Here is a 24,841-nt window from a genome sequence, read left to right as displayed (position 1 = left end):
TTGCTTCCTTCCAGTTGTGCGGTCGACCGCTCAGCGGCGGTCGACCGCCGGACCAGGGGTGCCGAGGGTGTCGCCCTCGACGAATTCGCAGGGGAGAAGGCGCTGCTGAAGGCCGGCCGCGCTGCCGTCGATCACGCCGGTCAACACCTCGACCGCCTGCCGACCCATCTCCTCGCGCGGGATGCGGATCCCGGTGAACGTGATGTCGGTGGGGACCGCGAGCGTCGGGTCGCCGAGGGTCACGATCGACAGGTCGCCGGGCACGGTCAGCCCGCGCCGCCGGGCGGCGGCCTCCATCGCCACCGCCGTGGCGAAGTCCTCCACGAAGGCGACGGTGGCCCCGTCGGCCAGCAGTTCGTCGAGACCCGGGTCGGCGTTCTCGGCGACCGCGGCCAGTTGGCGGGCGCTCTCCGCGGGCGCCGCGGCGGCCAGGTAGCCGCGGCGGCGGTCCGCCGAGGACTCGGCGGACATGCCCATGCCCACGTACGCCAGGCGTCGGTGACCGCGCCGCAGCGCCAGCTCGACGAGCCGGGCCACCCCGGTGGCGTAGTCGGCGCCGACGTAGGGGACCGGTCCACCGGCGTCGTCGCGGCGCCCCACCGCGACGTACGGATATCCGTCGCGGTTGAGCCGGTGCAGTTCCGCGCCGTCGATCTCGCGGCCGAGCAGGATGCACCCGTCGGCCAGGCGCAGCCGGTTGTCGTGGTGGAAGACGCGCCGCCGGCCGTCCACCACCGGTGCGCTGGTGAACAGCAGCAGGTCGCAGCCGACCCGCTCGGCGTACTCCTCGATGCCGAGCAGGAACGGGTGGAAGAAGTCGCGGCTGCCGCTGGGGAACGCGGGCTCGTACGTGAAGACGCCGATGATCCGGTTGAACCGCGAGGCGAGGCGGCGGGCCACGGGGTCGGCCGCGTATCCGGTCTCGGCGATGGCCCGCAGCACCCGGTCCCGGGTCTCCGGGGCGATGCGGATATCGGCATCGGCCCTGTTGTTCAGCACCAGCGACACGGTTGCCTGACTGACACCGGCCAACCGCGCGATGTCACGTTGAGTGACGCGTCTGGAGGGAGCGGTCACGACGGATCCTTCCGGTGCGGCTAATGCGTATTAGCGCTCGGCGTTGGGAAGGAGCTTGGCGGCTGCGGCGGCTTGTGTCAAGAGGATGAACGGAGATTTCGGCTAGATGAACTGCCTGAAGTAATGCGCATTAGCAGGACCGGTCCCCGACGGCGGGCGCGAAGGGTGCGCCCGGTGCCCGAGAAGCCGGCGGGCCCTCTTGACAAGAGCCCTCCCGGGCACGCAACATTCGAGAAACGTGGATGCTAATACGTATTAGTACAGCGGCGCCGCACGGATCGCCGACTTCGACGACCCACGCGGTCTTACTGAGAGTTATCGCTGCCGCTGGACGTCGTCGGTTCGCCGGGGGCAGCACCCGCCCGGGCGCCGCCCCGGCGTGCTCCCCCGGCCGATGCCGCGGGCTCAGCACCCCTTTGTCGCGGACGGCCCAGCGTCCGACGGGCCCGACAGAAGAGGAAGACACATGACGAGACCACCCACCACCTCATCCCGACTCGCCGTCGCGGCGGCCGCCGGCGCCAGCCTGCTCGTCGCCGCCGCGACCGGCGCCGCGCCAGCCGCCGCCGCCGGCTCTGACCTCGACTTTCCCCAGTTCAGCTACGTGGGCACCGCGTTCGACAAGCGCACCCTCGCCTACAACCCGACGAACGAGTTCATCTTCCCGAGCGTCATCCGGGCCGCCGACTACTTCTCGAACCCGCTCGGCACCTACTACCTGTACTACGCGCCGCACGAGCGTCCCGGCGGGATCGCCCTCGCCTACTCCGACTCGATCGACGGCCCCTGGACCGAATACAACGCCAACCCGCTGATCAGCAACACCTGGCTGCCGCACTACTCGACGGTCAGCCACATCTCGTCGCCGCACGCGGTGTGGATCGAGGGCGAGCGCAAGCTGTTCCTCTACTTCCACGGCGAGAACTCGATCACACGGTACGCGACCTCCGACGACGGCATCCACTTCAGCTACGGCGGCACCGCCGTCAGCCGGAACGAGACCACCGGCGGGGAGACCTCCTACGCCCGGGTGTTCGAGCAGTCCGTGCCCCGCCTGGGCACGCGCTACCTGATGGTCTTCATGGACAATCCCACCGCGGCGCTGCCGGGACCGACCGGGCCGGTGTCCCGGCGGATCCGCTGGGCCGTCTCCAACGACGCGCGGACCTGGGCCATGCAACCCGAACCGATCGTCACCCCGCAGGGCGACGAGGGCCCGAACGCCTCCGGGCCGTTCTTTCTCCGCTGGCAGGACCGCAACCTGGTGATCTACCACGCCGCCGACGGCAACATGCACGCGGTGGACGTCGGGGAGAACTTCGATCAGGAGATCCACCTCGGCGTCGTGCACGACTCGATGACCGCCGCTCCCGACCTCGGCCGCTCGGCCGCGCCGACGTTCTACTTCGACGGGCGCACCGCCCACATGTACTACGAGGCCGGCGGCCGGCTCACCGCGACCATCGGGCACGCCACCGCCACCCTGGCCGAGCCGCTTCCGGTACGCCAGCTGGACTGCGCGGTGGACCGGCCGGTCCTGTGGCCGCCGAACCACGAACTGGTCGACGTCACCGTGACCGTGGACCTGCGCGACGGCGTCCTCGGCCCGAACGCGTTCGCCCTGACCGGCGTGACCGGCGGGGACGCCACCGACGCCAGCGGCTTCGCCACCGGCACCCCCGACACCAGCGGCAAGCTGCGGGCCGAACGGGCCGGGAACGGCGGGGACCGGGTGTACCGCCTGACGTACGGCGGCCACGACGAGATCGGCCGACCGGTCGGCTGCACGGTCACCGTCACCGTCCCGCACGACCAGGGCGGCAACAACGCGTGACCGCTGGCTCCGGGGGCCCGCCGGGGCCTGGCAGTCCACGAGAAGGCCAGGTTCCGGCGGGTTTCGCCGGGACGGAATCAGTCGAGGACCGACTCGCCACCGGGGTAGGCGAACGACGAACGCGGCGAGTAGAAGCCCCAGGCGACCTGTAGCGGCGCGGCCGGGCGCAGCGCGTACACCGGGTGGTCGGGTGCCAGGAACTCCAGCGACTCGACCTCGAAGGGGTCGACCGGCTCCGCCACGAACGGATAGTTGCCGCTGAGCAGCCTGCCGTCCAGCCTGGTGAGGTACCGCAGTTGCCCCCGGTTGACGGCGTCGCCGGTGCGGCCGACGCGGGCCGTCGTCCTGATCACGGGTACGCCGTCCGCCTCGGTGGTGGCGACCAGGCGGTGACCCCGCACCTCGATGGTGGTGGTTCCCACGGTGGCCGGCACGCCCCGCGCGAGGGCGTACTCGCGAACCACCGGACTGGAGTTGAAGTAGTGCGTCCACCAGCGGCCGGGGGTGACCCCGTCGGGGGCGTCGACCCCGGACAGGTCCGGCCCGATGTAGGTGAGGGAGTACGCGCCGAAGCCGGAGGTCTGCCCCGCGTCGTCGACGACGTACTGGTTCATGAAGACCTGGCGGTTCGGCGCCGGCTCGAGCCCTTCGGGCACCAGGGCGGCCACGGCGTCGGGGTCGGCCGGCACCCAGCCGAAGTAGATCATCCGGCTGTTGACGACGAGCTGCGGAGCGACGAGTTCGGTCACGGGGGAAGCCCTTCCGCGCGGCATCGATCTGTGGTCGCGACGCTACGGCCGGGCCCGCGGGGGGACAACGACGGATTGGCGACACGCGGCCGGGGCGGGAACGAAGCAGCCGCGGGAACAGGCTGTCCCCGCAACTGCCCCGTCGGTGCTCAGTCGTTCGTGGTGTCCCAGCCGTAGTCGGGCAGGTCGAAGAAGTTGTCGCCGTCGACCCGGTCGACGGTGCCGTCGGCCAGGCCGCTGAGCAGCGACTCCACGCCGGTCTGCACACTCTGCACGAGCATGCCGTGCTGCTTCTGGCCCAGGTCGTCCTGCTGGCCGCGCACCTCGAAGAGCACGGTGCCGGTGCTTGAGGGCGAACGCCGAGCGGCCCTGGCCCGCGTACTCCCGAGCGTCTAGGGGGTGGACACCCTGCTCGGATGGTCGTAGGGTGCCGACCACAGAGGCGGCAGTTGCGTCGGCGACGTACGCTGCCGCCGATGAGCGCACCGTCCCGCATCCTCGTCGACGGGGTGCACGGCGCGGGCAAGTCCACCCTCGCCGCGCGGCTGGCCGAGCGCCTGGGCGTGCCCTGGTATCCGGTCGACGACCTGCTCTGGCAGCCGGGCTGGGTGGAGGTGCCGGTCGCGCAGCAACGCAGCCGGATCGAGGAGATCTGCCGACGGGACCGGTGGATCCTCGACGGGACGTACCACGGCTGGCGGGACGTGCCGCTGGCGCGCGCCGACCTGGTGATCGGCCTGGACTACCCGCGGTGGTGCTCCTTCCGGCGGCTGCTGCGCCGCACGCTGCGCCGGTTGGCGACGGGCGAGGAGATCTGCAACGGCAACCGTGAGTCGCTGGGCAGCGTGCTGTCCCGGGACTCGATCCTGGTGTGGCACGTCACCGCGTTCGGCCGGGCCCGGCGGCGGATGCGGGCCTGGCAGCGCGATCCGTCCGGGCCGCCGGTGCTGCTGTTCGACTCCCCGGAGGCCCTGGACCGCTGGCTGGCCGGCCCGCACGGTTGGTGAACGTCGCGGCGGATCGCCGCCGAGACCGAGTACACGCGCGAGGTATATACGCGAGGTATACGCTCGGGGTGCGGTGTCGCCATGAGCGTTCCCATGACCCTCCTCGGCCTGCTCGAACGCGAGCCCAGCCACGGCTACGACCTCAAGCGCGACTACGACACCTTCTTCAGCCGCGGCAAGCCGCTGCCGTTCGGCCAGGTCTACGCGACCCTCGGCCGGCTCGCCCGCGACGGCAAGATCGTGATCGGCGAGGTCGAGCCGGGCGTCGGCCCCGAGCGTAAGCGCTACGTCATCACCGACCGTGGCGCCACCGAAGTCGAGTCCTGGCTCACCGAGCCGGTCGAGGCCGAGCCCAACCTGCAGACGGTGCTGTTCACCAAGGTCGTGCTGGCGCTGATGCTCGGCCGCCCCGCCGAGGAGTACCTCGACCGGCAGCGCGCCGCGCACCTGCGGCGGATGAAGGAACTCACCGACATCAGGCGCGGCGGCGACCTGGTCGACGCCATGCTGGCCGACCACGGCCTGTTCCACCTGGAGGCCGACCTGCACTGGATCGACACCACGGTCGCCCGGCTCGACGCCCTGCGCACGGTGGTACGGCGGTGAAGGCGGTCGAGGCCCGGGACGTCGTGCTGTCCTTCGGTGAGACCCCGGCGCTGCGAGGGGCCAGCGTGGCCGGGCCCGGACGATGCTGATCGACGCGTTTCCGTCGGGGCGCTTCCCGTCGAGTGTTGCCGAGTGGCAGGCGAACTCGGCGCGCCCGCTGGTGTAGTTCCAGCGGCTGGCCGACGTGGTGATGCTGGCGAGCCTGCCGATCGCGGGCTGCAGCCTGGCGGTGAGTGTGGCCGGCGGGCTGAGCGACCGGAAGCGGCCGTTCAGCATGCTGCGGCTCACCGGGGTACGGCTGCGCACGCTGCGCCGCGTGGTCGCGCTGGAGACCGTCGTACCGTTGCTCGCGGTGGCGGTGGTGGCCCTCGGGATGGGGTTCCTGGTCGCGCACCTGTTCCTGCGCGCGCAGCTCGGCTACACCCTGCTGCCGCCGGACGGGTCGTTCTACCTCATGGTCGCCGGCGGGCTGGCGGTGTCGCTGGGCATCGTCGCGTCGACGCTGCCGTTGCTGCGCCGGCTCACCGGACCGGAGGCTGCCCGCAACGGGTGAGCGCCGGGGGAGTCCCGTTGTCGATCACTCCGTGGGCTTGCGGGCGGCGAGGCGTTCGATCACCCCGCGGGCGTACCGCTCGTGTCGTTCGACGACCATCCCGGCGGCCCGCACGTGCCGGATGGGGCGGCGCCGGAAGTGTTCCCCCGCCAGCGGGACGCTGACGAGGTCGACCAGCAGCTGGAGGGCGCGCACGGGGAGGGTGGCGCCGGCGACGTGGTCGGCGAGCAGGAGCAGGCCGCCGGGCCGAAGTACGCGGATCATCTCCGCCACCGCCCGCCGGTCGTCGGGGATCGCGCACAGCGACAGCGTGCAGACGACGCTGCCGAAACTGCCGTCGGGGAAGTCGAGGTGGTGGGCGGTGCCGAGCCTCAGGTCCGCGTCCCGGCCGAGGGCGGCCGCCCGCCGCCGGGCGAGGCCGAGCATGGCGGGGCTGAGCTCGACGCCGGTGAGCCGTACGTCGTGCGGGTAGCAGGGCAGGTTCAGCCCCGTGCCGATCGCGACCTCGAGGGTGTCGCCGCTGGCCTGGCCGCAGATCCAGGCCCGGGTGTCACGCACGAGGCGACGCTCGAAGAAGCTCATCCTCTGGTCGTAACTGGGGGCCTGCCGGTCCCAGTACCGGCGTTGGCTCTCGTCGGTGCTCAATGACCCTCCATCCGAGGCGGGAACGCATCCATGATGCCCGTCACATGCCACCTGCAGGCGCGTACCGGTGGACCGACCTCGATCACGCGGGCGCGACGGCGTACGGTTTTTCCGTATGGCCCGGCGCTTGCCAGCAATGGAAGCGCACCCGGAGACCGCCGCCCGTACCCCTGCGGCGTACCGATCGTGGACGCTCAGCGGTGCTGTCGTACTCGTCGGCGGGCCGGTCGACGTGCGGTCCGGCCGTAGAATCGCGGCCGTGCCCGAGATCGTCCAGCTGCTGGCCTCGCCGGTGCACCGCTACGTGGGCCGGCCGGCCGACGGTCCGGCCCCGGCTCCGCCCGACGAGCTCGTCGAGCAGGTCGAGATCCGCGCCGGGCTCGGCATCGTCGGCGATCGCTACTTCGGTCGGCCGGCGCACCGCGACGCGAGCGTCACGGTGATCGCGCGGGAGTCCCTGCCACCCGGCGCCGACCTGACGCAGTTGCGGCGCAACATCCTGACCGCCGGCGTCGCGGTGGACGAGCTGGTCGGGTCCGTGCTGGTGCTCGACTCGGGGCAGGGCCCGGTGCGACTGCGGGTCCACCGGGCCGCCCCGCCCTGTGCCTGGCTGGACGCCACCGTCGGCCCGGGCACCTGGAAGGCGCTGCGCCGCCGTGGCGGCGTCCGCTGCTCGCCGCTGACCGACGGCACGCTGCGGGTGGGCCCGGTCGAGGTCACCGTCCTCCGCTGACGTCGTCCCCCAGGCGGCGTTACGTCGTGGCGGTGGAGGAACTGCGGGTGGAAAACATGACCCGCTCTGCGAGAGGCGCCATCGCCGAGCCGGGCCGCAACGTGCGGCAGAAGGCCGGGCTGAACCGGGTCATGCTCAACGAGGCCCACGCACGCACCGTTGAACTGCTGGCGTACAAGCTGGCCGAGCGGGGCGGGCAACTGCTGAAAGTGCCAGCAGCGTACACGTCGCAAACGTGCTCAACCTGCGGGCACCGTGACCCCCGCTCCCGTACCGGCGTCGTGTTCACCTGTACCTCGTGCGGGCACCTCGACCACGCCGACACCAACGCGGCCCTGAACATTCTCAACGCGGCCGGGCTTGGTCGTGTACGGACGTGGAGCCCCGCACCTGTGGGCTGCGAAGCGTCAACCACCCGGCGTGCCGCATGAGCACCGCCAGGAATCTGCCCCCTTCAGGGGGGCAGAGGAAGTCAACTGCTCGGGCTCATCGGCTTCCAGCTACGCGTCCTCGGCACGCTGCTCTGGACCCGACTGATCACCGTGGTGCTGGTGCTGGCCCTGACCCCCGTCGCGCTGCACCTGCCGGCCCTGGCTGCCGCCGTCCTGCTCACCGCGCTCAGCGCGGCGCTCGTGCTCGCCGAACTCGTCGTCCTGCGCCCGTCCCGGCACGCGCTGCACGGCGCCGTCCGGCGGGAACGTGCCGCCCACGAGGCCCGCGAGACCGAGTGGCGGCGCGGCCCGTACCGGTGAGCCGGGGCAGCCCGCGGGCCGGTCGGGCGTGCCCTCGGCCGCCGACCACGCCGACCAGCGGGTCACCGCGACGGCGACGACCGGCCCGTCCGGCGGCCGGTCGGCGTACTGCGGGTACTTGGCGACCAGCGCGGCGCGGGCCGCGTCCTCCTCCGCCGGGTCGTCCACCACGCGGCCGTGTCCGTCGAGCCGGACCCACCACAGCTTCGACCAGTCCTCGTCGTACCCGTCGACCAGCAGGCACGCCCGTCCCGTCGCCCGGATGTTCTCCAGCCGGCGCAGCCGGCGGTGGCGCTTGGGCTTGTGGTCCACGGCGTGGTAGGCGACGTCGCCGAGCAGGACGAAGCACACCGCCACCAGGTGGGGGCAGCCGTCGGCCCCGACGGTGGCCAGCCGCGCCACCCGGGCCGAGGCGAACCGGTCCCGCGGCGCGTCGCCGGGCACCGCCGCGTCAACCGCTGCTGCGCTCCACGTAGGGCGCCGACGGGTTCACCAGGTCCCAGAGCTTCGACGGGAGCTGGGCGACGGCGTCGGAGTACTGGCCCGGGGTGACGCCCTCGCGGAGGGTCTCGAACACCGCCCGGACGCCGGCCTCCGCCAGCGGCACGTCGACCGCGGCGCGTCCGCTGACCCGTGCCACGAACACGTCGCGGCTGAACTTCTCGGCCGTCTCGGTGGCCGCGAACGCGTAGCCGCGCAGATCCTCGGGGAGTTGCGCGGCCAGGTCGCGCGCCTCGCCGCCGTCGATCCGTTCCGCCAGGGTCGTCAGGGTGGCCCGGGTGATGTCCGCCGCCTGGCCCACCGACGTCTTTGCCCGCTTCGCCACCGAGCCGATGAAGTCGTCGCTGTCCACCTTCTGAGGCCTCCCTAATCGGGCTGGATGCGCCCGTCTACCCGCGCCCCGCCGCCCCAAACGGCGACGCCCGCAGCCCCCGTGGCCGGGCCAATCGGTGGTTACGGGACACGGCCGGGGTCGTCCTGGCTACGGTGGGTACGGAGGCGATGCCGGTGACGATGGAAGCAGAGCGGACGCTCGGCGAGGAGCAGCTCACCCAGCTCCGCGAGCTCGCCGCCCAGCTGCGGGTGGACGCGATCCGGTGCAGCACCCGGGCCGGCTCCGGGCATCCCACCTCGAGCCTGTCCGCCGCCGACCTGCTCGCGGTGCTGATCTCCCGGCACCTGCGCTACGACTGGGCGGACGCCTGCCACCGGGGCAACGACCACCTCGTCTTCTCCAAGGGCCACGCCTCGCCGCTGCTGTACTCGGTCTTCAAGGCGGTGGGCGCGATCACCGACCAGGAGTTGGTCGACACGTACCGGCAGTTGGGCTCGCGCCTGCAGGGGCATCCCACCCCGGCGCTGCCCTGGGTCGACGTCGCCACCGGGTCGCTCGGCCAGGGCCTGCCGGTCGGCGTCGGGATCGCGCTGGCCGGCCAGTACCTCGACCGCCTGCCGTTCCACGTGTGGGTGCTGTGCGGCGACAGCGAGACGGCGGAGGGCTCCATCTGGGAGGCGCTGGACAAGGCCGGGCACTACGGGCTGCGCAACCTCACGGCGATCGTCGACGTGAACCGGTTCGGGCAGCGGGGGCCGACCGAGCTGGAGTGGGACCTGGACACCTACCGGCGGCGGGTCGAGGCGTTCGGCTGCCAGGCGATCGTGATCGACGGGCACGACCTGGCCGCGATCGACGACGCGTTCGCGCGGGCCCGCCGGGCGACGGGTCCGACGGTGGTGCTGGCCCGGACGGTCAAGGGCAAGGGGTGCCCGAGGTCGAGAACAAGCCGGGCTGGCACGGCAAGCCGCTCAAGCCCGACGCGGCCGAGCGGGCCGTGGCGGCCCTCGGCGGGGTGCGCCGGATCCGGGTCGACGGGCCCCGGCCCGAGCCGGCCCGCCCGCGCCCGAGCGGGCCGCGGGCCGGAGGCCCCAACTGCCCCGGTACGACAGGGGAGCGAAGGTGGCCACCCGCAACGCGTACGGCGACGCGCTGCGCGCGCTGGGCGTACGCCCGGACGTGGTGGCCCTCGACGGCGAGGTCAGCGACTCCACCCGCGCCGACCGGTTCGCCGAGGCCCACGCCGACCGGTACTTCGAGATGTTCATCTCGGAGCAGCAGTTGGTCGCCGCGGCGGTCGGGTTGCAGGTGCGCGGGTACCGGCCCTTCGCCTCGACGTTCGCGGCGTTCCTCTCCCGCGCCTACGACTTCGTCCGCATGGCGGGGATCTCCGGTGCCGACATCGCCCTGTCCGGGTCGCACGCCGGGGTGGAGATCGGTGCGGACGGGCCCTCGCAGATGGGGCTGGAGGATCTGGCGGCCATGCGCGCCGTCCAGGGGTCGACGGTGCTCTACCCCAGCGACGCCGTGTCCTGCGCCGCGCTCGTCGTCGAGATGGTCGACCGCAGGGGCGTCAACTACCTGCGCACGACCCGGGGCGGGCACCCGGTGCTGTACGACAACGACGAGGCCTTCCCGGTCGGGGGCAGCAAGCTGCTGCGGGGCGGGGCCGACGACCGGGTGGCGCTGATCGGTGCGGGAGTGACGGTGCACAACTGCCTCGCGGCCGCCGAGGCGTTGGCGGGGGAGGGGATCACCGCCCGGGTCATCGACGCGTACTCGGTCAAGCCGCTGGACGCCGGCCGGGTGCGCGAGGCCGTCCGTGACACCGGCGGCCGGCTGGTGGTCGTCGAGGACCACTACCCGGAGGGCGGGCTCGGGTCGGCGGTGCTGGAGTCGCTGGCCGATCTCGCCGAGCCGGTACGGGTGAGACACCTGGCGGTACGCGGGCTGCCGACCTCCGGGACGCCCACCCAGCTGATGGACCAGGCGGGGATCGGGGTGGGCGACATCGTCGCCGCGGCGCGCACCCTGGCGTGACGGCCGGCCTGGTTCCGCCCGGCCGTGCGGGCACACGCGGGGATGCGCCGTCCGCCTACCATGCGGGGCGTGGCGGACTTCGATGCGTCGGTCGTGTCCCGGGTGTGGCGGCGGCAGAGCCTCTGGTCGGAGGCGGCCCAGGCCGCCAAGCGCCGGATCGTCCGGGCGCGCCGCGGCCTGGCCGTACTCACCGTCATCGGGGCCGTCGCCGGCACCGCCGCGGCGCGGCTGGCCGGCGTGGCACCGGCCGCCGGTCGCGCGTTGGCGATCGTCGCGGCCGTCGCGCTGCTGCTGGCGCCGGTGGTGGCGCGGTGGGCCTCCCGGGACGCCGTGCGTGCCTGGACCAGGCTGCGCTCCGTGTCCGAGGCGCTGAAGGCCGAGGTGTACCGGTATCTCGCCGGGACCGCGCCGTTCGCCGGGACGGATCGGGACGCCGTCCTGCTGCGCCGGTTCGACCGGCTGCTGGACGACGCCGGCGACCTGGCCGGGCACACGCTGGACGTGGCGCCGGCCGAGCGGCCCCTGCCGCCGGTCTCCGACGTGGCCAGCTACCGCGCCGAGCGGGTGCGGCGTCAGGTCGACGACTACCTCCTTCCGGCGGCCCGCCGGGCGGGCCGGGCGGCGGCGCGGATCGGGTACGCCGCGGTCGCCCTGACGGTCGTCGCGGCCCTGCTGTCGGCGACCGCCGGCGTGCTCGGCGACGGGCTCGGCCTGACCGCGTGGGTGGGTGTGGCGGCGGCGGTCACCACGGCGCTGACGGGCTACGCGGCCACCCAGCGGTACGAGCAGCAGCAGATCGAGTACGCCCACGCCGCGGACCAGTTGACCCGGCTGTGCCTCACCCGGGAGGCCGGGCAGGGCTGGGCCGACGACGACGTGTTCGTGGCCGAGGCCGAACGGATCCTCGCACTGTCCAACGAGGGCTGGATGGCGAAGATGATCGAGGATGATGGCACTGCGCAGTCGTGACATCACCCGCTGCGCAATATAGGATCGCCGATAGCCTGTCGCATGCGTCCGTCCATCTTCGACCGACATGGAGGACTCGACGTGAACAACACCGCACGGCAGCTCGATCCGTCCCCGTCCCCGGCTCCGCTCGGCGACCTGCGGCACACGCCGCTCGGCCGCATCCCGCTCGACCGGGCCCGCGCCGTGGCCCGCGTGGACGACCGGCGGGTGGAGCACCCGACCCGGCTCGATGTCGCAGCCTTCGGCTCGTCGATCTGATCCCGCCGCGCCGGCCGCGCCCGTCGCACCGCTGAGTCAGTACGTCCTCAAGCTCACCAGCCGGTGCGACCTCGCCTGCGACCACTGCTACGTCTACGAGCACCCCGACCAGTCGTGGCGGCGCCAGCCCCGGGTGATGGCGCCGGCCACGGTGGAGACGGCCGCCCGGCGCATCGCGGAGCACGCGGCCGTGCACCGGCTCGACGTGGTCCGGGTGGTCCTGCACGGCGGGGAGCCGCTGCTCGCCGGGGCCGCCCGGCTCGACCGGACCGCCGCCACGCTGCGCCGGGCGATCGACCCGGTCACCCGACTCGACCTGCGGATGCAGTCCAACGGCGTGCTGCTCACCCCGGCGATCTGCGACGTGCTGGTCGCCCACGACGTCAAGGTCGGGATCTCCCTCGACGGCGACCGCGCCGCCAACGACCGGCACCGCCGCCACGTCGACGGCGGGAGCAGCCACGAGCAGGTGCAGCGCGCCCTGGCGCTGCTGCGGCGCCCCGCCTACCGCGGCGTCTACGCCGGCATCCTCTGCACCGTCGACCTCGCCAACGACCCGATCCGGGTGTACGAGGCGCTGCTCGCCGAGCAGCCGCCGCGCGTCGACTTCCTCCTGCCGCACGCCAACTGGGACCGGCCACCGGCCCGCCCGCACGGCGCCGACACGCCGTACGCCGACTGGCTGCTCGCCATCCACCGGCGCTGGCTGGCCGACGGGTGCCCGGTGCCGATCCGCCTGCTGGAGTCTCTGCTCGCCACGGCGGCGGGCGGCGCCAGCGGGACGGAGGCCGTCGGGCTCGGCCCCGCCGACCTGGTCGTCGTCGAGACCGACGGCAGCTTCGAGCAGGTCGACTCCCTCAAGTCGGCCTACCACGGCGCCGCCGCCACCGGCCTGGACGTCTTCCGGCACGGCGTGGACGACGCCGCGGCCCATCCCGGCATCGCCGTCCGGCAGTCCGGTCTGACCGGCCTCTGCGACACCTGCCGGGCCTGCCCCGTGGTGCGGCGCTGCGGCGGCGGCCTCTACCCCCACCGGTACCGCTCGGGCAGCGGCTTCGACAACCCCTCCGTGTACTGCGCCGACCTCGCCGCCCTCGTCCGCGCGACGGCACCGGCCCGGCCGCCGAGGCGCCGTCCCCGCCGCCCGACGCCCTGAGCCCCGCCGTCCTCGACGACCTCGGTGCGGGCGGCGGCAGCGGCGAGTCCGTGCGCCACCTCGCCTCGGTGCACCTCGGCGTGGCCCGGGCCCTGGTGGTCGCGCTCAGCCCCGCGGCGGCCGACGACCCTCTCGCGGCGGCCGGCTGGGACCTCCTCGTCGACCTCGACGTCGCCGCCCCCGACGCGGTGCGCACCGTGCTCGGCCACCCGTTCGTCCGGCGCTGGGCGCACCGCCACCTCGCCGGGACGCCCGACCTGTCCCACCTCGCCTGCGTCGCGGCCGCCGCGGCGGTCCACGCCGGGGCCGACGCCGAGCTCGTCGTCCCGGTCCGCGACGGCCTCGTCCACCTGCCGGCCCTCGGCGCGATCGCCCTCGACGCCGACGCGGGCACCGCGGAGCTGTCCGTCTCGGGGGCGAGGTCGAGGCGCGGGCCGGGGGACGGCGGCTCCGGGTCCGACCGGCCGCGCCGGAGCACCCGGACGGGTGGCGGCCGGTGCGGCGGGCCCCGACCGGCGACCGGGACGTCCTGCTGGAGGACGTCGACCCGTACCGGGACTGCTTCGACCTGCCGGTGGCCGCCCGGCTCGCCCCGCGCGCGGCCGGGCGGTGGGCCGACCAGGTGGGGCGGGCGGTCCGGCGCGTCGACGCCGAGGCCGGGGACTACGCCCCCGGGGTGCGTACGCTGCTGCGGGCCGTGGTGCCACTGCGCCCCGACCCCAGCGGCCGCTCGCGCAGCGCCGCCGCCCGGTCCGCGTTCGGCGCGGTCGCCGTCACCCCGGCGACCGACGACGCGACGCTCGCGGTGCTGCTCGTCCACGAGGTGCAGCACCTCAAGCTGGACGCGGTGCTCGACGTCTGCGACCTGCTCGACCCCGCGGACCCCCGGAGGCTGCGGGTGCCCTGGCGCGACGACCCGCGCCCCGTGGAGGGCGTCCTGCACGGGGTCTACGCCCACCTCGCGGTCGCCGACGTGTGGCGGCGGCGGACCGACCCGGTCGCGGCGGCCGCCTTCCGCCGCTACCGGGACTGGACGGCCGGTGCGATCGACGCGCTGCTCGACCTCGGCGCGCTGACCCTGGCGGGCGAGCGGTTCGTACGGCGCATGGGAGCCACAGTGGACGGCTGGTCGACCGGATGAGTCGCGGCGGCCGCGCACGGGGCAGCACAGAGTTGGTTCGGATCGATACTGTGGTCGTCCTGAGGCGGCGGCGCCGGGCGGGAGCGGCAGGTGGCGGAGGAACAGTTCTGGGAGGACGAGAGCGCCCCCGTGTTCTTCCTCAGCTACGCCCGCACCCGCAACCGCGTGTCGGCGCCGCCCCGGGACACCAACCAGAAGGTCTTCCAGCTCTTCGTCGACCTCTCCGACCACGTCGTCGAGCTGCTCGGCCTCGGCCCGGGGCGGACGGCGGGCTTCATGGACCGGATGCTCGACGGGGGGCAGCTGTGGACCGAGGACCTCGCGTTCGCCGCCGGCCACTGCCAGGTGTTCATCCCGTTGATCTCCCCGCAGTACCTGCGCAGCCCGTGGTGCGCCCGGGAGTGGGACGCGTTCACCCGCCGTCGTACGCTGCCCCGTCCCGGCGCCGAACCGTCGGCGGGGGACACCCCGGTCATCCCGGTCAACTGGTCGGTGGTGGATCGGCGGCACGTGCCCGAGGCCGTGTCGCGGCGGCAGATGTTCAGCCCCACCCGGCTTCCCTCGGACATCGCCCCGCAATACCACGACGAGGGCATCTACGGCCTGCTGAGTCTCGGCCGCAACGGCAAGGACGCCTACGACGCGGTCGTCTGGCGGCTGGCGCAGCGGGTCGCCCGCGCGTACCGGACCCACTGGGTCGAGGCCGGGGTGCCGACCGACATGCGCCAGCTGCGGGACAGCTTCGAGGAGGGCCGGCATGACCTGGTCTGACACCTCCCTGGCGCGCCGGCCGGCCGGGCGCGAGACGTACTTCTTCCTCAGCTACGCCCACTCCGTGCCCCTGTCGGCCGCCGCCCGGCCGGACACCGACTACTGGGTCAGCCGGTTCTTCCAGGACCTGGCCACCGCCGTCCGCGCCCGCGCCAGCCGGGCCGGCGAGATCGACGCCGGTTTCTTCGACGCGCAGGTCAGTCCCGGCGCCGACCTCAAGCAGGCGCTCACCGACGCGCTCAGCCTCGCGCATGTCTTCGTTCCGCTCTACTCGCCGAACTACTTCCGCAACGCCTGGGCCCTCGGCGAACGCGAGTCCTTCCGCAGCCGCCTCGCCCGGCTGGCGCCCGGCCGGGCCGAGCGACACCTGCTGCCCGTGCTCTGGATGCCCCTGCCCTCCTGGGGGGAGCACCCGGAGACGGCGCGGGCGCTGGAGCTGGTCGCGGACGCGGACGAGCGCGCCGACTACGCCGAGAACGGGCTGCGGGCGCTGTGCAAGCTCAGCGCGTACCACCGGCAGTACGGCAGCGTCCTCGCGGCGCTCGCCGACCGGATCGTCACGGTCACCGAGACCGAGCCGCTCGCCCGGTCCCGGGCGGCGACCCTGACCACCGGCCCGGTCACCGACACCGGGGCGCCCGCGCTCCTGGTCACCACGCTCACCGCGGCCCGTGCCCCCTGGCGGCCGTACGTCGACCAGCACGAGCTGGCCGTCGCCGACTACGTCGCCGCCACCGCCGAGCGGCTGGGCCTGCCGACCAGGGTGGTCGACCTGCCCGAGGCCCGCGCCCGGGCGCCGCGCAGCCCGGTGGTCGTGCTGGTGGACGCCGCCGTCGGCGCCGAAGCCGCCCACGCGGCCCTCGCCGGCCTGCCGCAGTGGGTGGTCCCGCTCGTGATCGCGGTCGACCACGGGCGCGCCGAGCCCACGCCCGAGGCGATCGCCGGTACGTTGCAGGACGCCCGGTTCCCGCGGGTGCTGCCGGTGCGCAGCATCGACGAGTTCGAGCGCTGCGCGCCGCTGCTGGTGACCGAGGCGCGCAAGCAGTTCCTCAGGCACGGTCCGGTCGACCCGCCGGACGGCCCGCACACCCCGAAGCCGAGCCTGGGGCCGGTCCGGGCGTCCGACGTAGGGCGAGGGAAGGACGAGCTATGACGCCAACCCGTGACGGTCAGGTCGTCACCTTTTACTCCTACAAGGGCGGCACCGGCCGCACCATGGCGCTGGCCAACACCGCGTGGATCCTCGCCGCGAACGGCCAGCGGGTGCTCGTCGCCGACTGGGACCTGGAATCCCCCGGCCTGCACCGGTTCTTCGCCCCGTTCCTCGACCCGGAGCAGGTCGCCACCACCGGCGGCGTGATGGACCTGATCCTCGAGTACGAGTGGGAGAACGCCCGCCGCCGGGAGACCGGCGACGCCCGGCCCGGCGACTGGCACCGCGAGTACGCCCGGGTGCACACGTACGCGTTCTCGGTCAGTTGGGAATTCCCCGGCGGGGGCACCCCGGACCTGCTGCTGGCCGGCCGGCACAACCCCGACTACGCCACCAGCGTCACCGGCCTCAACTGGGACAACTTCTACAACCGACTCGGCGGCGCGCAGTTCTTCGACGCGCTGCGCGCGGACATGAAACGGCACTACGACTACACGTTGATCGACAGCCGCACCGGCATCAGCGACGTCGCGGAGATCTGCACGATCCACCTGCCGGACGTCCTCGTCGACTGTTTCACCCTCAGCGACCAGGGCATCGACGGCGCCGCCACGGTGGCCGCCCGGGTCCGCGGCTACGAGGGCCGGCGCGCGCGGCGGGTGCTGCCGGTGCCGATGCGCGTGGACGAGGGGGAGAAGGGCAAGACCGACGCGGGCCGGGCGCTGGCGATGCGACGCTTCGCGGGCTGCCCGCCGGCATGACCGACGCGGAACGGCAGGACTACTGGCTGACCGTCGAGGTGCCCTACCGGGCGTACTACGCCTACGAGGAGACCCTGGCGACCTTCGGCGACGTGCCGGGCAGCCGCGGCCTGCTGTCGGCGTACGAGTCGCTGACCCGGCACATCACCGGCGGGCGGGTCACCGCGCTGCCCCGCATGGACGAGGGGCTGCGGCGGCAGACGGTGCAGCGCTTCGAGCGCAAGCCGGTGATCGTCGAAGAGCTGATCGTGTTGCGGTACGTGCCCGAGGACCAGGCCTGGGCGGAGTGGGTCCAGGCCGTGCTCACCGCCGTCGACCTGCGGGTGCTGGTCGCCCCGCTGGACGCTCCGGCCGCGGTGCCGGTCGGCGCCGCGTCCCGGGAGCTGCACCTGGTCTCCCGGGCGTACGTGGCGGCCCGGCGGGAGCTCGGCGGCCCGGGCGGCGCCGCCAGTTCGGCTCGCCCCCGCTCGCCCTGCACCTCGACGACACCACGCCGTCGGTGGACACGCCGCCGGGCAGTTGGGCGACGGTGTACGAGCGCGGCGCGACCGCCGCCGCCGAGCAGGTGTGGGAGCTCGTCGGGCGGGCGGCGGACGGTCGCCACCACCCGGTTCCTGCCACCCGCTTCCCGGCGGCCGAGCCGTTGGTGTTCTACGCCCCGGCGCGCAACGTCCGCTTCACGGGCCGGGAGCGGCTGTTGCACACGCTGCGGGAGGAACTGAAGGCGGCGGCGCACGACCGGGTGCCGGTGGCCCTGCGCGGCGGCGCCGGCATCGGCAAGACGCAGCTGGCCGCCGAGTACGCCTACCGCTTCCGTGGCGCGTACGACGTGGTCTGGTGGGTCGACGCCGACCCCGCGCAGTTCGTCGACGTGCGCTTCGCCGACCTGGGCCGGCGACTCGGCCTGCCGGAGCAGCCGACGGTGCCGGAGAACACCCGGGCGGTGCGGCAGTGGCTCGGCCACGGCGGCGGGCGGGGCGAGGACGAGCCGCCGCTGCGCTGGCTGGTCGTCTTCGACAACGTCGACCAGTACGAGCACGTCAAGGACTACCTGCCCCAGGGCGACGGGCACGTGCTGGTCACCACCCGCAACCCGGACTGGGGCGACCTGGCCCGCGCCGTCGACGTGGAGGCATTCCAGCGGGCCGAGAGCATCGCCCACCTGCTGGGCCGCACCCGGCAGCGGGGTATGACGGTGGCCGAGGCAGAGCAGGTGGCCGAGGCGGTGGAGGACGTGCCGATCCTGGTCGCCCTGGCCGGCGCCTGGCTGGCCGACAGCGTCGAGTCCGTCGCCGGCTACCTGGCCGGGCTGCAACGCACCGGCCCGGAACGCGAGGTGTGGAAGCAGTCCCTGGAGCGGTTGCAGGAGCAGTCGCCGGGCGCGTACCGGCTGCTCCAGCTCGCCTCGGTGCTCGCCCCGGACATCGCGCTCGACCTGCTCTACGGCGACCAGGTGGCGAAGGTCGTGGCCCCGCACGACCCGCGGGTCGCCGCGCAGGTCACCGACCGGGTCTCCGAGCGCGACATCGCCGCGGCGCTGGTGCAGCGGATCAACCGGCTGGCGTTGATCAAGGTGGACCTGCACGCCCATCGGGTGCAGGTCCACCGCCTCCTGCAGGCGGCCCTGCGCGCCCGGATGTCCGAGAGCGAGCTGGCCGAGGTCAAGCACGACGTGCACCGGATCCTCGCCGGCTCCCGTCCCTCGGGCGAGGTGGACGACCCGGGCCTCAAGTCCGCGTTCCGCATCCTCTGGCCGCACCTGGACGGCTCGGACGCCGTCTCCTGCTCCGACGACACGGTCCGGCAACTGGTCATCGACCGGATCCGGTACATCTACCTCAACGGCGGCTACGAGCAGGGCGAGCAGTACGCCCGGCAGGCCGACAAGATCTGGTCGGCCGTCCTCGACGGGCTCTCCCCGGACACGGCGGCCCACCGGGCGCTGCGTGTGCAGCTGCTGTACCTGCGGTTCAACTGGGCGAACCTGCTGCGGAGCCTGGGCCGGTTCGAGGCCGCCCGGCAACTGGACGCCGACACCCTGCGCCAGCAGGAGGAGCTGATCGGCGGGAACCACCCGTACGCGCTGATGACCGCCGGCGGGTACGCCGCGGACCTGCGCGCCCTCGGCCGGTACCGGGAGGCGCTGGAGCGGGACCTGCGGACGTACGCGGCGTCGGTGGAGGTGTTCGGCGAGGAGCACCGGCGCACGCTGATCGCGGCCAACAACCTCGCCGCCTCCTACCGCCTGATGGGCCAGTTCGACAAGGCCCTCGACGGCGACGAGGCGACCTACCGGAGGCTGCGGGTCGTCCTCGGCCCGCACCACCCGCGCACCCTCCTGTCGGCCAACAATCTCGCCCGCGACCTGCGCGAGACCGGCGACTACCCGGCCTCTGCGGCGCTGCTGGAGGACACGGTCGAGGCGTACCGGCGGCTGTTCGGCGAGCAGTCGGCGGCCGTCCTGCCGGTGCAGGCCAACCTCGCGGCGTCGCTGCGCAGCCTCGGGCGGATCGCCGAGGCGGGCCGCCTGCTCGACGACGCGTACGAGCGGCTACGCGCGAGCGTCGGCCCGACGAACCCGGAGAGCCTGTTCGGCTGGCTGAGCCGCACCGCCAACCTGATGTTGCAGGGGCGGGGGGACCAGGCACGGGCGGAGCTCACCGATCTCGAGCGGACGTTCGTCCAGGTGTTCGGCCCCGACCACCCGTACACGCTGGTGTGTCGGATCAACATGGGCGTGGCGTGGTGGGACGCCGGGGACACCGGCCCGGCCCGTGAACTGACCACGGCAGCCGCCGCCGCGCTGCGGGCGGTCCTCGGCGACCGTCACCCGTTCACGCTCGGCGCGGCCAACAACGTCGCGGTCTTCACCGCCCTCGGCGGCGACCCCGCCGCCGGGCGGGACCAGCTGCAGCTCGTCGTCGACGGGCTCACCGAGGTGTTCGGCCCGGACCACCCGGACACGATGCGCAGCCTGGGCAACCTGGAGATCGCCACCCAGGCGGTGTCCGGGGGCGCCGTCAGCATCGGGTGGGCGCGCATCGCCGACCGGCTCGCGGACCGGGTCGGGCAGGAGCACCCGAGCGTCGTCCTGCTGCGCGACGGGCGGTACGTGCGCCGGGTCCTCGACCCGCACCCCTACTGACCGGGCCGGGCGCCGATCAGCACGTCCCCGCTGACCGGCGCCTCGGCGCCGGTGAGCCAGCGCAGGATGCGCGGCAGCTGCTGCATGGCGTCGAAGTGGGCCGCGCCGGGCTGCACCTCGATCTCGGCGCCGGGGATGCGGGCGGCGAGCCACCGGCCGTGGCTCACCGGGGCGAACGTGTCCTCCGCGCCGTGCCAGAGGCGCACCGGCGTCACCCGGGTGTCGATCGCGCCGAGGTCGAACTTCCAGCTGCGCCGCAGCGCCAGCACGTCGTCGATCCACCCGTACGGCCCGGTGCGCAGCGCCTCCTGGTAGGTGTCGAAGATGATCCCGCGCAGCGCCGCGTCGTTGATGGCCCGGCGGTCCGGCGGGCCCATGTGGGTCATCAGGTCGCGCAGCAGGAACCGCGGGTCCTCGGCGGCGCGGGCGGCCCGCCGGCGGATCTCCTCGACCACCGTCTCGGTGTCGGGGACGCCAGCGCCGAACCCGCGCGTGTTGTCGCCGTTCATGCCGTCGAACCACTCCAGCTCCATGGCGTCCGACGGGGCGAGGCTGACGAGCACGGCCACCCGCGTGACCCGGCTCCGCAGCCGCTCGTCGGCCGCGCAGGCCAGCGCGTGCGGGCCGCCGCCGGAGCGGCCGACCACGGCGAACCGGTCCAGCTCCAGCTGGTCGGCGATCGCCTCGACGTCCCGGGCGGCGTCGGCCACGTCCCGCCCCTCGAAGCGGTCGGAGTCGCCGTACCCCGGACGGTCGTAGGCGACGAGCCGCACGCCCATCCGGTAGAGCACGATGCCGCGCGGCTTCGGCCCCCGGCGGCTGCCGGGCGTGCCGTGCAGCAGGAAGACGGGGAACCCGTCGGGAGCGCCGGTCACCTCGTACGCCACCCGGTTGCCGTCCGCACGGGGGGCGAATCGCGGCCCTGGCTCTCCGTCTCGGGTCACTCCAGCCTGCCTTCCGGTGCCGTAACCAGCCAATACTCGTAACCCGGGATCGAGCGGAGGTGATGGTGCGGTGGCTCCGCCCGATGTTTCGAGCCTAACGGTCCGGGCCGGGCGCCGCTATGGAGCGCCCGGACAACGGCCGATCCTGTCGGAAACGACACCGGCCGCGCCGGTGAAGGCGCAACTTCCACCGGCCCGGGTTCACGATAGTGGCAATTTCCTGTCTTCGAGGAAGCGGCCGGCCGTGGAACAATCCACCTATGGCCGACCAGCGGTTCACCGATGCGGAGTTCGCCTTCCTGCGCCATGCCCGTTTCGGTGAGCTGCCGGCACGGGTCACGCCGGACGAGGCCGTCGAACTGGTCGAGACCGAGCCTTGTCGGGACCGACCGGAGTCCGCCTGGGGCGAGGCGTTGTCGCAGGCCCTCCTGGCGGGTGGCTGAAGCGGCATCGTTCCGCACCACCCCGGCCCACGCTCCGCGTCCGTCGGCAATGGACCGACCAGCCAGGGTCGGGAGGCGCTTCGCGCCGTACGAATGACGGGTTGCCCCCTTCCATAGCAAGATCTTCGCGAATAGGCTCTCGGCCACCGTTGGTCGGATCGACCTGCGGCGGCCGAGCAGGTCCGCCCCGTCGCCGCCGAGCTGTAGCCCGCCTCGGCGCCGGCGCGCCGACTGCCTCGGCCACTCGTCGGGCACAGGAGGCAACCGCTCGTGTCGTTACAAGGAAGAGCTGGGCGTTCGCGCCCGGCGAGGAAACTGTTCACCGCGACGGTGCTGGCGGTGCTGGCGGTGGCCACCGTCCCCGGCTCGGGCGCCGCGCAGGCCGCCCCCGAGCCGACCAGCACGGACCTGTACCTGGTGCAGCTCGCCGACGCGCCGGTCGCCTCGTACGACGGCGGCGTCGCCGGGCTGGCGGCCACGAAGCCGGCCCGCGGCGGCAAGGTGGATCTGAACTCGTCGTCGGCGCGCGCCTACCGCGGGCACCTCGCGGCGAAGAAGGGCGACGTCCGGCGCAAGGGCGGCGTGGGCGCGGCGCAGACCGTCCGCGACTACGACGTGGCCTTCAACGGCTTCGCGGCCGACCTCACCGAGGCGCAGGCCGGCAAGCTGCGGCACACCGCCGGCGTGCTCAACGTGTGGAAGAACGAGACCCGCCAGGCGGACACCGTCGGCACGCCGCGGATGCTCGGCCTCGAGGGCCGCAAGGGCGTCTGGGAGAAGCAGTTCAAGGGCGACGAGCGCGCCGGTGAGGGCGTCATCGTCGGCGTCATCGACAGCGGCATCTGGCCGGACAACCCGAGCTTCGCCGCGCTGCCCGAGCCGCGCCCGGACGCCGCGACCATCGCAGGCAAGTGGCGGGGCGCCTGCGACGCGGGCGTCACCGCCACCGTCAGCTGCAACAACAAGCTGATCGGTGCCCGCTGGTACAACGCCAGCGGGCTCGGCAACCGGTTCCCCGGTGAGTTCCAGTCGCCGCGTGACTACAACGGCCACGGCTCGCACACCGCGTCCACCTCCGCCGGCAACCACGGCGTGGCCGCCACCATCAACGGGCTGTCGGTCGGCGAGGTGTCCGGCATGGCGCCGGCCGCCCGGATCGCCGCCTACAAGGCGCTGTGGCACCAGCCGGGCGGCGGCGCGAGTGGCGGCACCGTCGACCTGGTCGCCGCGATCAACGACGCGGTCGCCGACGGCGTCGACGTCATCAACTACTCCGTCTCCGGCTCGCAGACCTCCTTCGTCGACCCGGTGGAGTTGGCGTTCCTGAGCGCCGCCGACGCCGGCGTCTTCGTCGCCGCGTCGGCCGGCAACACCGGCCCGGGGGCGAGCACCGTCGCCCACAACTCGCCGTGGATCACCACCGTCGCCGCGAGCACCCACGACCGCTCGTCCACCAAGACCGCGGCCCTGGGCAACGGCGCGAGCTACACCGGCGTCGGTGTCGGCGGCGCGGTCGCCGCCACCGGCCTGGTCGACGCCACCGCCGCCGGCAAGGCGGGGGTACCCGTCGCCGACGCGGAGCTGTGCCTGCTCAACTCCCTGGACCCGGCCAGGGTGACCGGCAAGATCGTGCTGTGCAAGCGCGGCGTCAACGCCCGTACGGAGAAGAGCCTGACGGTCCGCGACGCGGGCGGCGTCGGCATGATCCAGTACAACGACCCCGACAACTCGCTCAACGGCGACTTCCACTTCGTACCGTCGGTGCACGTGGACCGGGCCGCCGGCCTGGCGATCAAGGCGTACGCGGCGACGGCCGGCGCCACCGCGTCCCTGTCCGCCAGCGTCGCGGTGACCGCCCGCGCCCCGGAGATGGCGGCGTTCTCGTCGGCCGGTCCGGCTCGGGCGGGCAACGGCAACCTGCTCAAGCCGGACATCACCGCCCCGGGTGTCGACGTCGTCGCGGCGGTCGCCCCGCCGGGCAACAACAACCGGTGGGACGCGCTCTCCGGCACGTCGATGTCCAGCCCGCACATCGCCGGCCTGGCCGCGCTGCTGATCGGCAAGAACCCGTCCTGGTCGCCGATCTGGGTGAAGTCGGCCCTGATGACCACCGCCGGGCAGAAGGACAACAGCGGCGCGCCGATCCAGCGCGCCGGCCGCGACGCGAACCCGCTGGACTTCGGCGCCGGGCACGTACAGCCGGCGGCCTCGTTCAAGCCGGGCCTGGTGTACGACAGCGGCTACGCCGACTGGGTCCGGTTCCTCTGCGGGACCGGGCAGGTCACCGGGCAGGCCTGCGCCACGTACGGCACGGTCGACCCGAGCGACCTGAACTACCCGTCGATCAGCGTCGGCGCCCTGCCGGGCAAGCAGACGGTGACCCGTACCGTGACCAACATCGCCAAGGAGGACGGCGACTACACCGCGAAGGTGGAGGTTCCCGCCGGCTACACCGTGGCGGTCTCGCCGTCCCGAATCAAGGTCAAGAAGGGGAGGTCGGCCACCTTCACGGTGACCATCACCCGCACCAGCGCGGCGCTGGGGCAGTGGTCGTTCGGCTCGCTGACCTGGGTGCCGCAGGACCGCGACGAGTTCACCGACGTCCGCAGCCCGATCGCGGTCCGCGCCACGGCCATCTCCGCCCCGACCTCCGTGACCGGCACCGGCAGCGCCGGCACGGCGGCGGTGAAGCTGCGTCCCGGCTTCACCGGCACGCTGACCGCGGACGTCAGCGGCGCCGTCCCGGCGAACGTCACCGCGCTCGACCTGGTCGGCACGAACACCTCGTTCAACTCGGCCGCCCCGGCCACCGGGCCGGCGGTCGGCAGGGTCGACGTGACCGTGCCGACCGGCAGCAAGCTGGTCCGCTTCGCCACCTTCGATGCGGACTACGCGGCCGGGATGGACGTCGACCTGTTCGCGTACGACTCGGCGGGCCGGCTGGTCGGGTCCAGCGCCGGCGGCACCGCCGAGGAGTCGATCACGCTCACCGCGGCCGGCACGTACTCGGTGTACGTGGTGCAGTTCGCGCTGCCGGCGGGGCGGACCCAGGCGACGGTCAAGCACCACGACTGGGTGCTCGGCCCGGCCAGCGGCAACCTGACCGCCACCCCGGCGAGCCAGTCGGCGACGACGGGCGTCGACGCGACGGTGACGCTCGGCTGGACCGGCCTCACCGCCGGCGCCCGCTACCTGGGACTGGTCGCGCTCGGCGACGGCACCGGGGAGATCGCCCGGACCGTCGTCTCGCTGCGGCCCTGACCCCG

General features: G+C 73.6%; 23 protein-coding genes and 2 pseudogenes. 18 read left to right on the top strand and 7 right to left on the bottom strand.

The features are described from left to right. Positions 1–30 precede the first annotated feature (30 nt). Positions 31–1,077 carry a LacI family DNA-binding transcriptional regulator gene (locus tag JD77_RS27290; RefSeq protein WP_145776753.1) on the bottom strand — a complete coding sequence of 349 codons (1,047 nt, stop codon included), beginning with the start codon at positions 1,075–1,077 and terminating at the stop codon, positions 31–33. 466 nt (positions 1,078–1,543) lie between these two features. Between JD77_RS27290 and JD77_RS27285 the strand changes: the two genes are divergently transcribed. Beyond that, positions 1,544–2,911 (top strand): glycoside hydrolase family protein, encoded by a 1,368-nt coding sequence (locus JD77_RS27285; protein WP_145776752.1) that lies wholly within the window; start codon positions 1,544–1,546, stop codon positions 2,909–2,911. A gap of 77 nt (positions 2,912–2,988) precedes the next feature. Here JD77_RS27285 and JD77_RS27280 read toward each other — a convergent pair whose 3' ends face one another. Next, a complete protein-coding gene (locus JD77_RS27280) occupies positions 2,989–3,660 on the bottom strand; it encodes an acetoacetate decarboxylase family protein (RefSeq protein WP_246141010.1) in 672 nt (223 codons plus the stop codon). A gap of 149 nt (positions 3,661–3,809) precedes the next feature. Beyond that, positions 3,810–3,995, bottom strand: coding sequence for a hypothetical protein (locus JD77_RS27275; RefSeq protein ID WP_211372694.1), 186 nt, complete (start codon positions 3,993–3,995; stop codon positions 3,810–3,812). Between the two features lie 141 nt (positions 3,996–4,136). On the opposite strand from JD77_RS27275, the gene JD77_RS27270 reads away from it, so the two are divergent. The 3 genes from JD77_RS27270 to JD77_RS27255 all read left to right on the top strand — a co-directional run bounded on the left by JD77_RS27270 (position 4,137) and on the right by JD77_RS27255 (position 5,826). After that, positions 4,137–4,667, top strand: coding sequence for an AAA family ATPase (locus tag JD77_RS27270; RefSeq protein WP_145776750.1), 531 nt, complete (start codon positions 4,137–4,139; stop codon positions 4,665–4,667). A gap of 81 nt (positions 4,668–4,748) precedes the next feature. Continuing rightward, the gene (locus JD77_RS27265) at positions 4,749–5,273 is read left to right on the top strand and encodes a PadR family transcriptional regulator (RefSeq protein ID WP_145776749.1); all 525 of its coding nucleotides are present in this window, start codon (positions 4,749–4,751) and stop codon (positions 5,271–5,273) included. A gap of 190 nt (positions 5,274–5,463) precedes the next feature. Further along, positions 5,464–5,826, top strand: coding sequence for an FtsX-like permease family protein (locus JD77_RS27255; RefSeq protein ID WP_342799696.1), 363 nt, complete (start codon positions 5,464–5,466; stop codon positions 5,824–5,826). Positions 5,827–5,850: 24 nt separating this feature from the next. On the opposite strand, the gene JD77_RS27250 is transcribed toward JD77_RS27255, so the two are convergent. After that, positions 5,851–6,471, bottom strand: coding sequence for a class I SAM-dependent methyltransferase (locus JD77_RS27250; RefSeq protein WP_246141008.1), 621 nt, complete (start codon positions 6,469–6,471; stop codon positions 5,851–5,853). Between the two features lie 259 nt (positions 6,472–6,730). On the opposite strand from JD77_RS27250, the gene JD77_RS27245 reads away from it, so the two are divergent. Continuing rightward, a complete protein-coding gene (locus JD77_RS27245) occupies positions 6,731–7,204 on the top strand; it encodes a molybdenum cofactor biosysynthesis protein (protein ID WP_145776748.1) in 474 nt (157 codons plus the stop codon). Positions 7,205–7,230: 26 nt separating this feature from the next. Then, on the top strand, positions 7,231–7,635 hold the full coding sequence (locus JD77_RS27240) for a zinc ribbon domain-containing protein (RefSeq protein WP_145776747.1): 405 nt from the start codon (positions 7,231–7,233) through the stop codon (positions 7,633–7,635). A 69-nt stretch (positions 7,636–7,704) separates the two neighbouring features. Here JD77_RS27240 and JD77_RS27235 read toward each other — a convergent pair whose 3' ends face one another. Next, the gene (locus JD77_RS27235; protein ID WP_145776746.1) at positions 7,705–8,400 is read right to left on the bottom strand and encodes a TIGR03668 family PPOX class F420-dependent oxidoreductase; all 696 of its coding nucleotides are present in this window, start codon (positions 8,398–8,400) and stop codon (positions 7,705–7,707) included. A gap of 7 nt (positions 8,401–8,407) precedes the next feature. Next, on the bottom strand, positions 8,408–8,809 hold the full coding sequence (locus JD77_RS27230; protein ID WP_145776745.1) for a DUF2267 domain-containing protein: 402 nt from the start codon (positions 8,807–8,809) through the stop codon (positions 8,408–8,410). A 149-nt stretch (positions 8,810–8,958) separates the two neighbouring features. On the opposite strand from JD77_RS27230, the pseudogene JD77_RS34285 reads away from it, so the two are divergent. The 10 genes and pseudogenes from JD77_RS34285 to fxsT form a co-directional block, all read left to right on the top strand. Next, positions 8,959–9,681: pseudogene (locus JD77_RS34285) on the top strand (thiamine pyrophosphate-dependent enzyme); the annotation flags it as partial. Between the two features lie 232 nt (positions 9,682–9,913). Continuing rightward, on the top strand, positions 9,914–10,831 hold the full coding sequence (locus tag JD77_RS34280) for a transketolase family protein (protein WP_246141006.1): 918 nt from the start codon (positions 9,914–9,916) through the stop codon (positions 10,829–10,831). 69 nt (positions 10,832–10,900) lie between these two features. After that, the gene (locus JD77_RS27220; protein ID WP_246141003.1) at positions 10,901–11,800 is read left to right on the top strand and encodes a DUF4231 domain-containing protein; all 900 of its coding nucleotides are present in this window, start codon (positions 10,901–10,903) and stop codon (positions 11,798–11,800) included. An 81-nt stretch (positions 11,801–11,881) separates the two neighbouring features. Continuing rightward, positions 11,882–12,061: a hypothetical protein gene (locus JD77_RS27215; RefSeq protein ID WP_246141001.1), complete on the top strand. Its 180-nt coding sequence runs from the start codon at positions 11,882–11,884 to the stop codon at positions 12,059–12,061. Next, on the top strand, positions 12,033–13,217 hold the full coding sequence (locus tag JD77_RS34275; protein ID WP_145776744.1) for an FxsB family cyclophane-forming radical SAM/SPASM peptide maturase: 1,185 nt from the start codon (positions 12,033–12,035) through the stop codon (positions 13,215–13,217). Before JD77_RS27215 ends, JD77_RS34275 begins: the two co-directional genes overlap by 29 nt. A 496-nt stretch (positions 13,218–13,713) precedes the next feature. After that, positions 13,714–14,358: an aKG-HExxH-type peptide beta-hydroxylase gene (locus tag JD77_RS34270; RefSeq protein ID WP_246140999.1), complete on the top strand. Its 645-nt coding sequence runs from the start codon at positions 13,714–13,716 to the stop codon at positions 14,356–14,358. Between the two features lie 90 nt (positions 14,359–14,448). Beyond that, positions 14,449–15,129: a TIR-like protein FxsC gene (locus JD77_RS27200; RefSeq protein ID WP_145776742.1), complete on the top strand. Its 681-nt coding sequence runs from the start codon at positions 14,449–14,451 to the stop codon at positions 15,127–15,129. Continuing rightward, positions 15,116–16,282 (top strand): TIR-like protein FxsC, encoded by a 1,167-nt coding sequence (locus JD77_RS27195; protein ID WP_145776741.1) that lies wholly within the window; start codon positions 15,116–15,118, stop codon positions 16,280–16,282. The genes JD77_RS27200 and JD77_RS27195 overlap by 14 nt, the downstream gene beginning before the upstream one ends. Then, positions 16,279–17,573: pseudogene (locus JD77_RS35700) on the top strand (KGGVGR-motif variant AAA ATPase); the annotation flags it as partial. The gene JD77_RS27195 and the pseudogene JD77_RS35700, both read left to right, overlap by 4 nt. After that, entirely contained in the window at positions 17,573–20,188 is a 2,616-nt protein-coding gene (gene fxsT, locus JD77_RS35255; RefSeq protein ID WP_425463600.1) for an FxSxx-COOH system tetratricopeptide repeat protein, read from the top strand. The pseudogene JD77_RS35700 and the gene fxsT, both read left to right, overlap by 1 nt. On the opposite strand, the gene JD77_RS27185 is transcribed toward fxsT, so the two are convergent. Beyond that, complete coding sequence (locus JD77_RS27185) at positions 20,182–21,132, bottom strand: alpha/beta fold hydrolase (protein ID WP_145776740.1); 951 nt, start codon at positions 21,130–21,132, stop codon at positions 20,182–20,184. The genes fxsT and JD77_RS27185 overlap by 7 nt on opposite strands. A gap of 260 nt (positions 21,133–21,392) precedes the next feature. On the opposite strand from JD77_RS27185, the gene JD77_RS27180 reads away from it, so the two are divergent. Together JD77_RS27180 and JD77_RS27175 are read left to right on the top strand one after the other, a co-directional pair. Next, positions 21,393–21,575, top strand: coding sequence for a hypothetical protein (locus tag JD77_RS27180; protein ID WP_145776739.1), 183 nt, complete (start codon positions 21,393–21,395; stop codon positions 21,573–21,575). A 270-nt stretch (positions 21,576–21,845) separates the two neighbouring features. Continuing rightward, complete coding sequence (locus JD77_RS27175; RefSeq protein WP_246140992.1) at positions 21,846–24,836, top strand: S8 family peptidase; 2,991 nt, start codon at positions 21,846–21,848, stop codon at positions 24,834–24,836. Positions 24,837–24,841: the final 5 nt, after the last annotated feature.

It is taken from the genome of Micromonospora olivasterospora (genome assembly GCF_007830265.1).
GTDB classification, from domain to species: domain Bacteria; phylum Actinomycetota; class Actinomycetes; order Mycobacteriales; family Micromonosporaceae; genus Micromonospora; species Micromonospora olivasterospora.
The sequence above is the reverse complement of the archived record's forward strand: the minus strand, read 5'-3'. Positions and strand labels throughout refer to the sequence as shown.

Excerpts from the sequence above, each read along its gene's own strand:
- JD77_RS27285 (WP_145776752.1), top strand. The coding sequence starts at position 1,544 with ATGACGAGACCACCCACCACCTCATCCCGACTCGCCGTCGCGGCGGCC.
- JD77_RS27255 (WP_342799696.1), top strand. The coding sequence starts at position 5,464 with ATGCTGGCGAGCCTGCCGATCGCGGGCTGCAGCCTGGCGGTGAGTGTG.
- JD77_RS27180 (WP_145776739.1), top strand. The coding sequence starts at position 21,393 with ATGGCCGACCAGCGGTTCACCGATGCGGAGTTCGCCTTCCTGCGCCAT.
- JD77_RS27265 (WP_145776749.1), top strand. The coding sequence starts at position 4,749 with ATGAGCGTTCCCATGACCCTCCTCGGCCTGCTCGAACGCGAGCCCAGC.
- JD77_RS27270 (WP_145776750.1), top strand. The coding sequence starts at position 4,137 with ATGAGCGCACCGTCCCGCATCCTCGTCGACGGGGTGCACGGCGCGGGC.
- JD77_RS34275 (WP_145776744.1), top strand. The coding sequence starts at position 12,033 with ATGTCGCAGCCTTCGGCTCGTCGATCTGATCCCGCCGCGCCGGCCGCG.
- JD77_RS27195 (WP_145776741.1), top strand. The coding sequence starts at position 15,116 with ATGACCTGGTCTGACACCTCCCTGGCGCGCCGGCCGGCCGGGCGCGAG.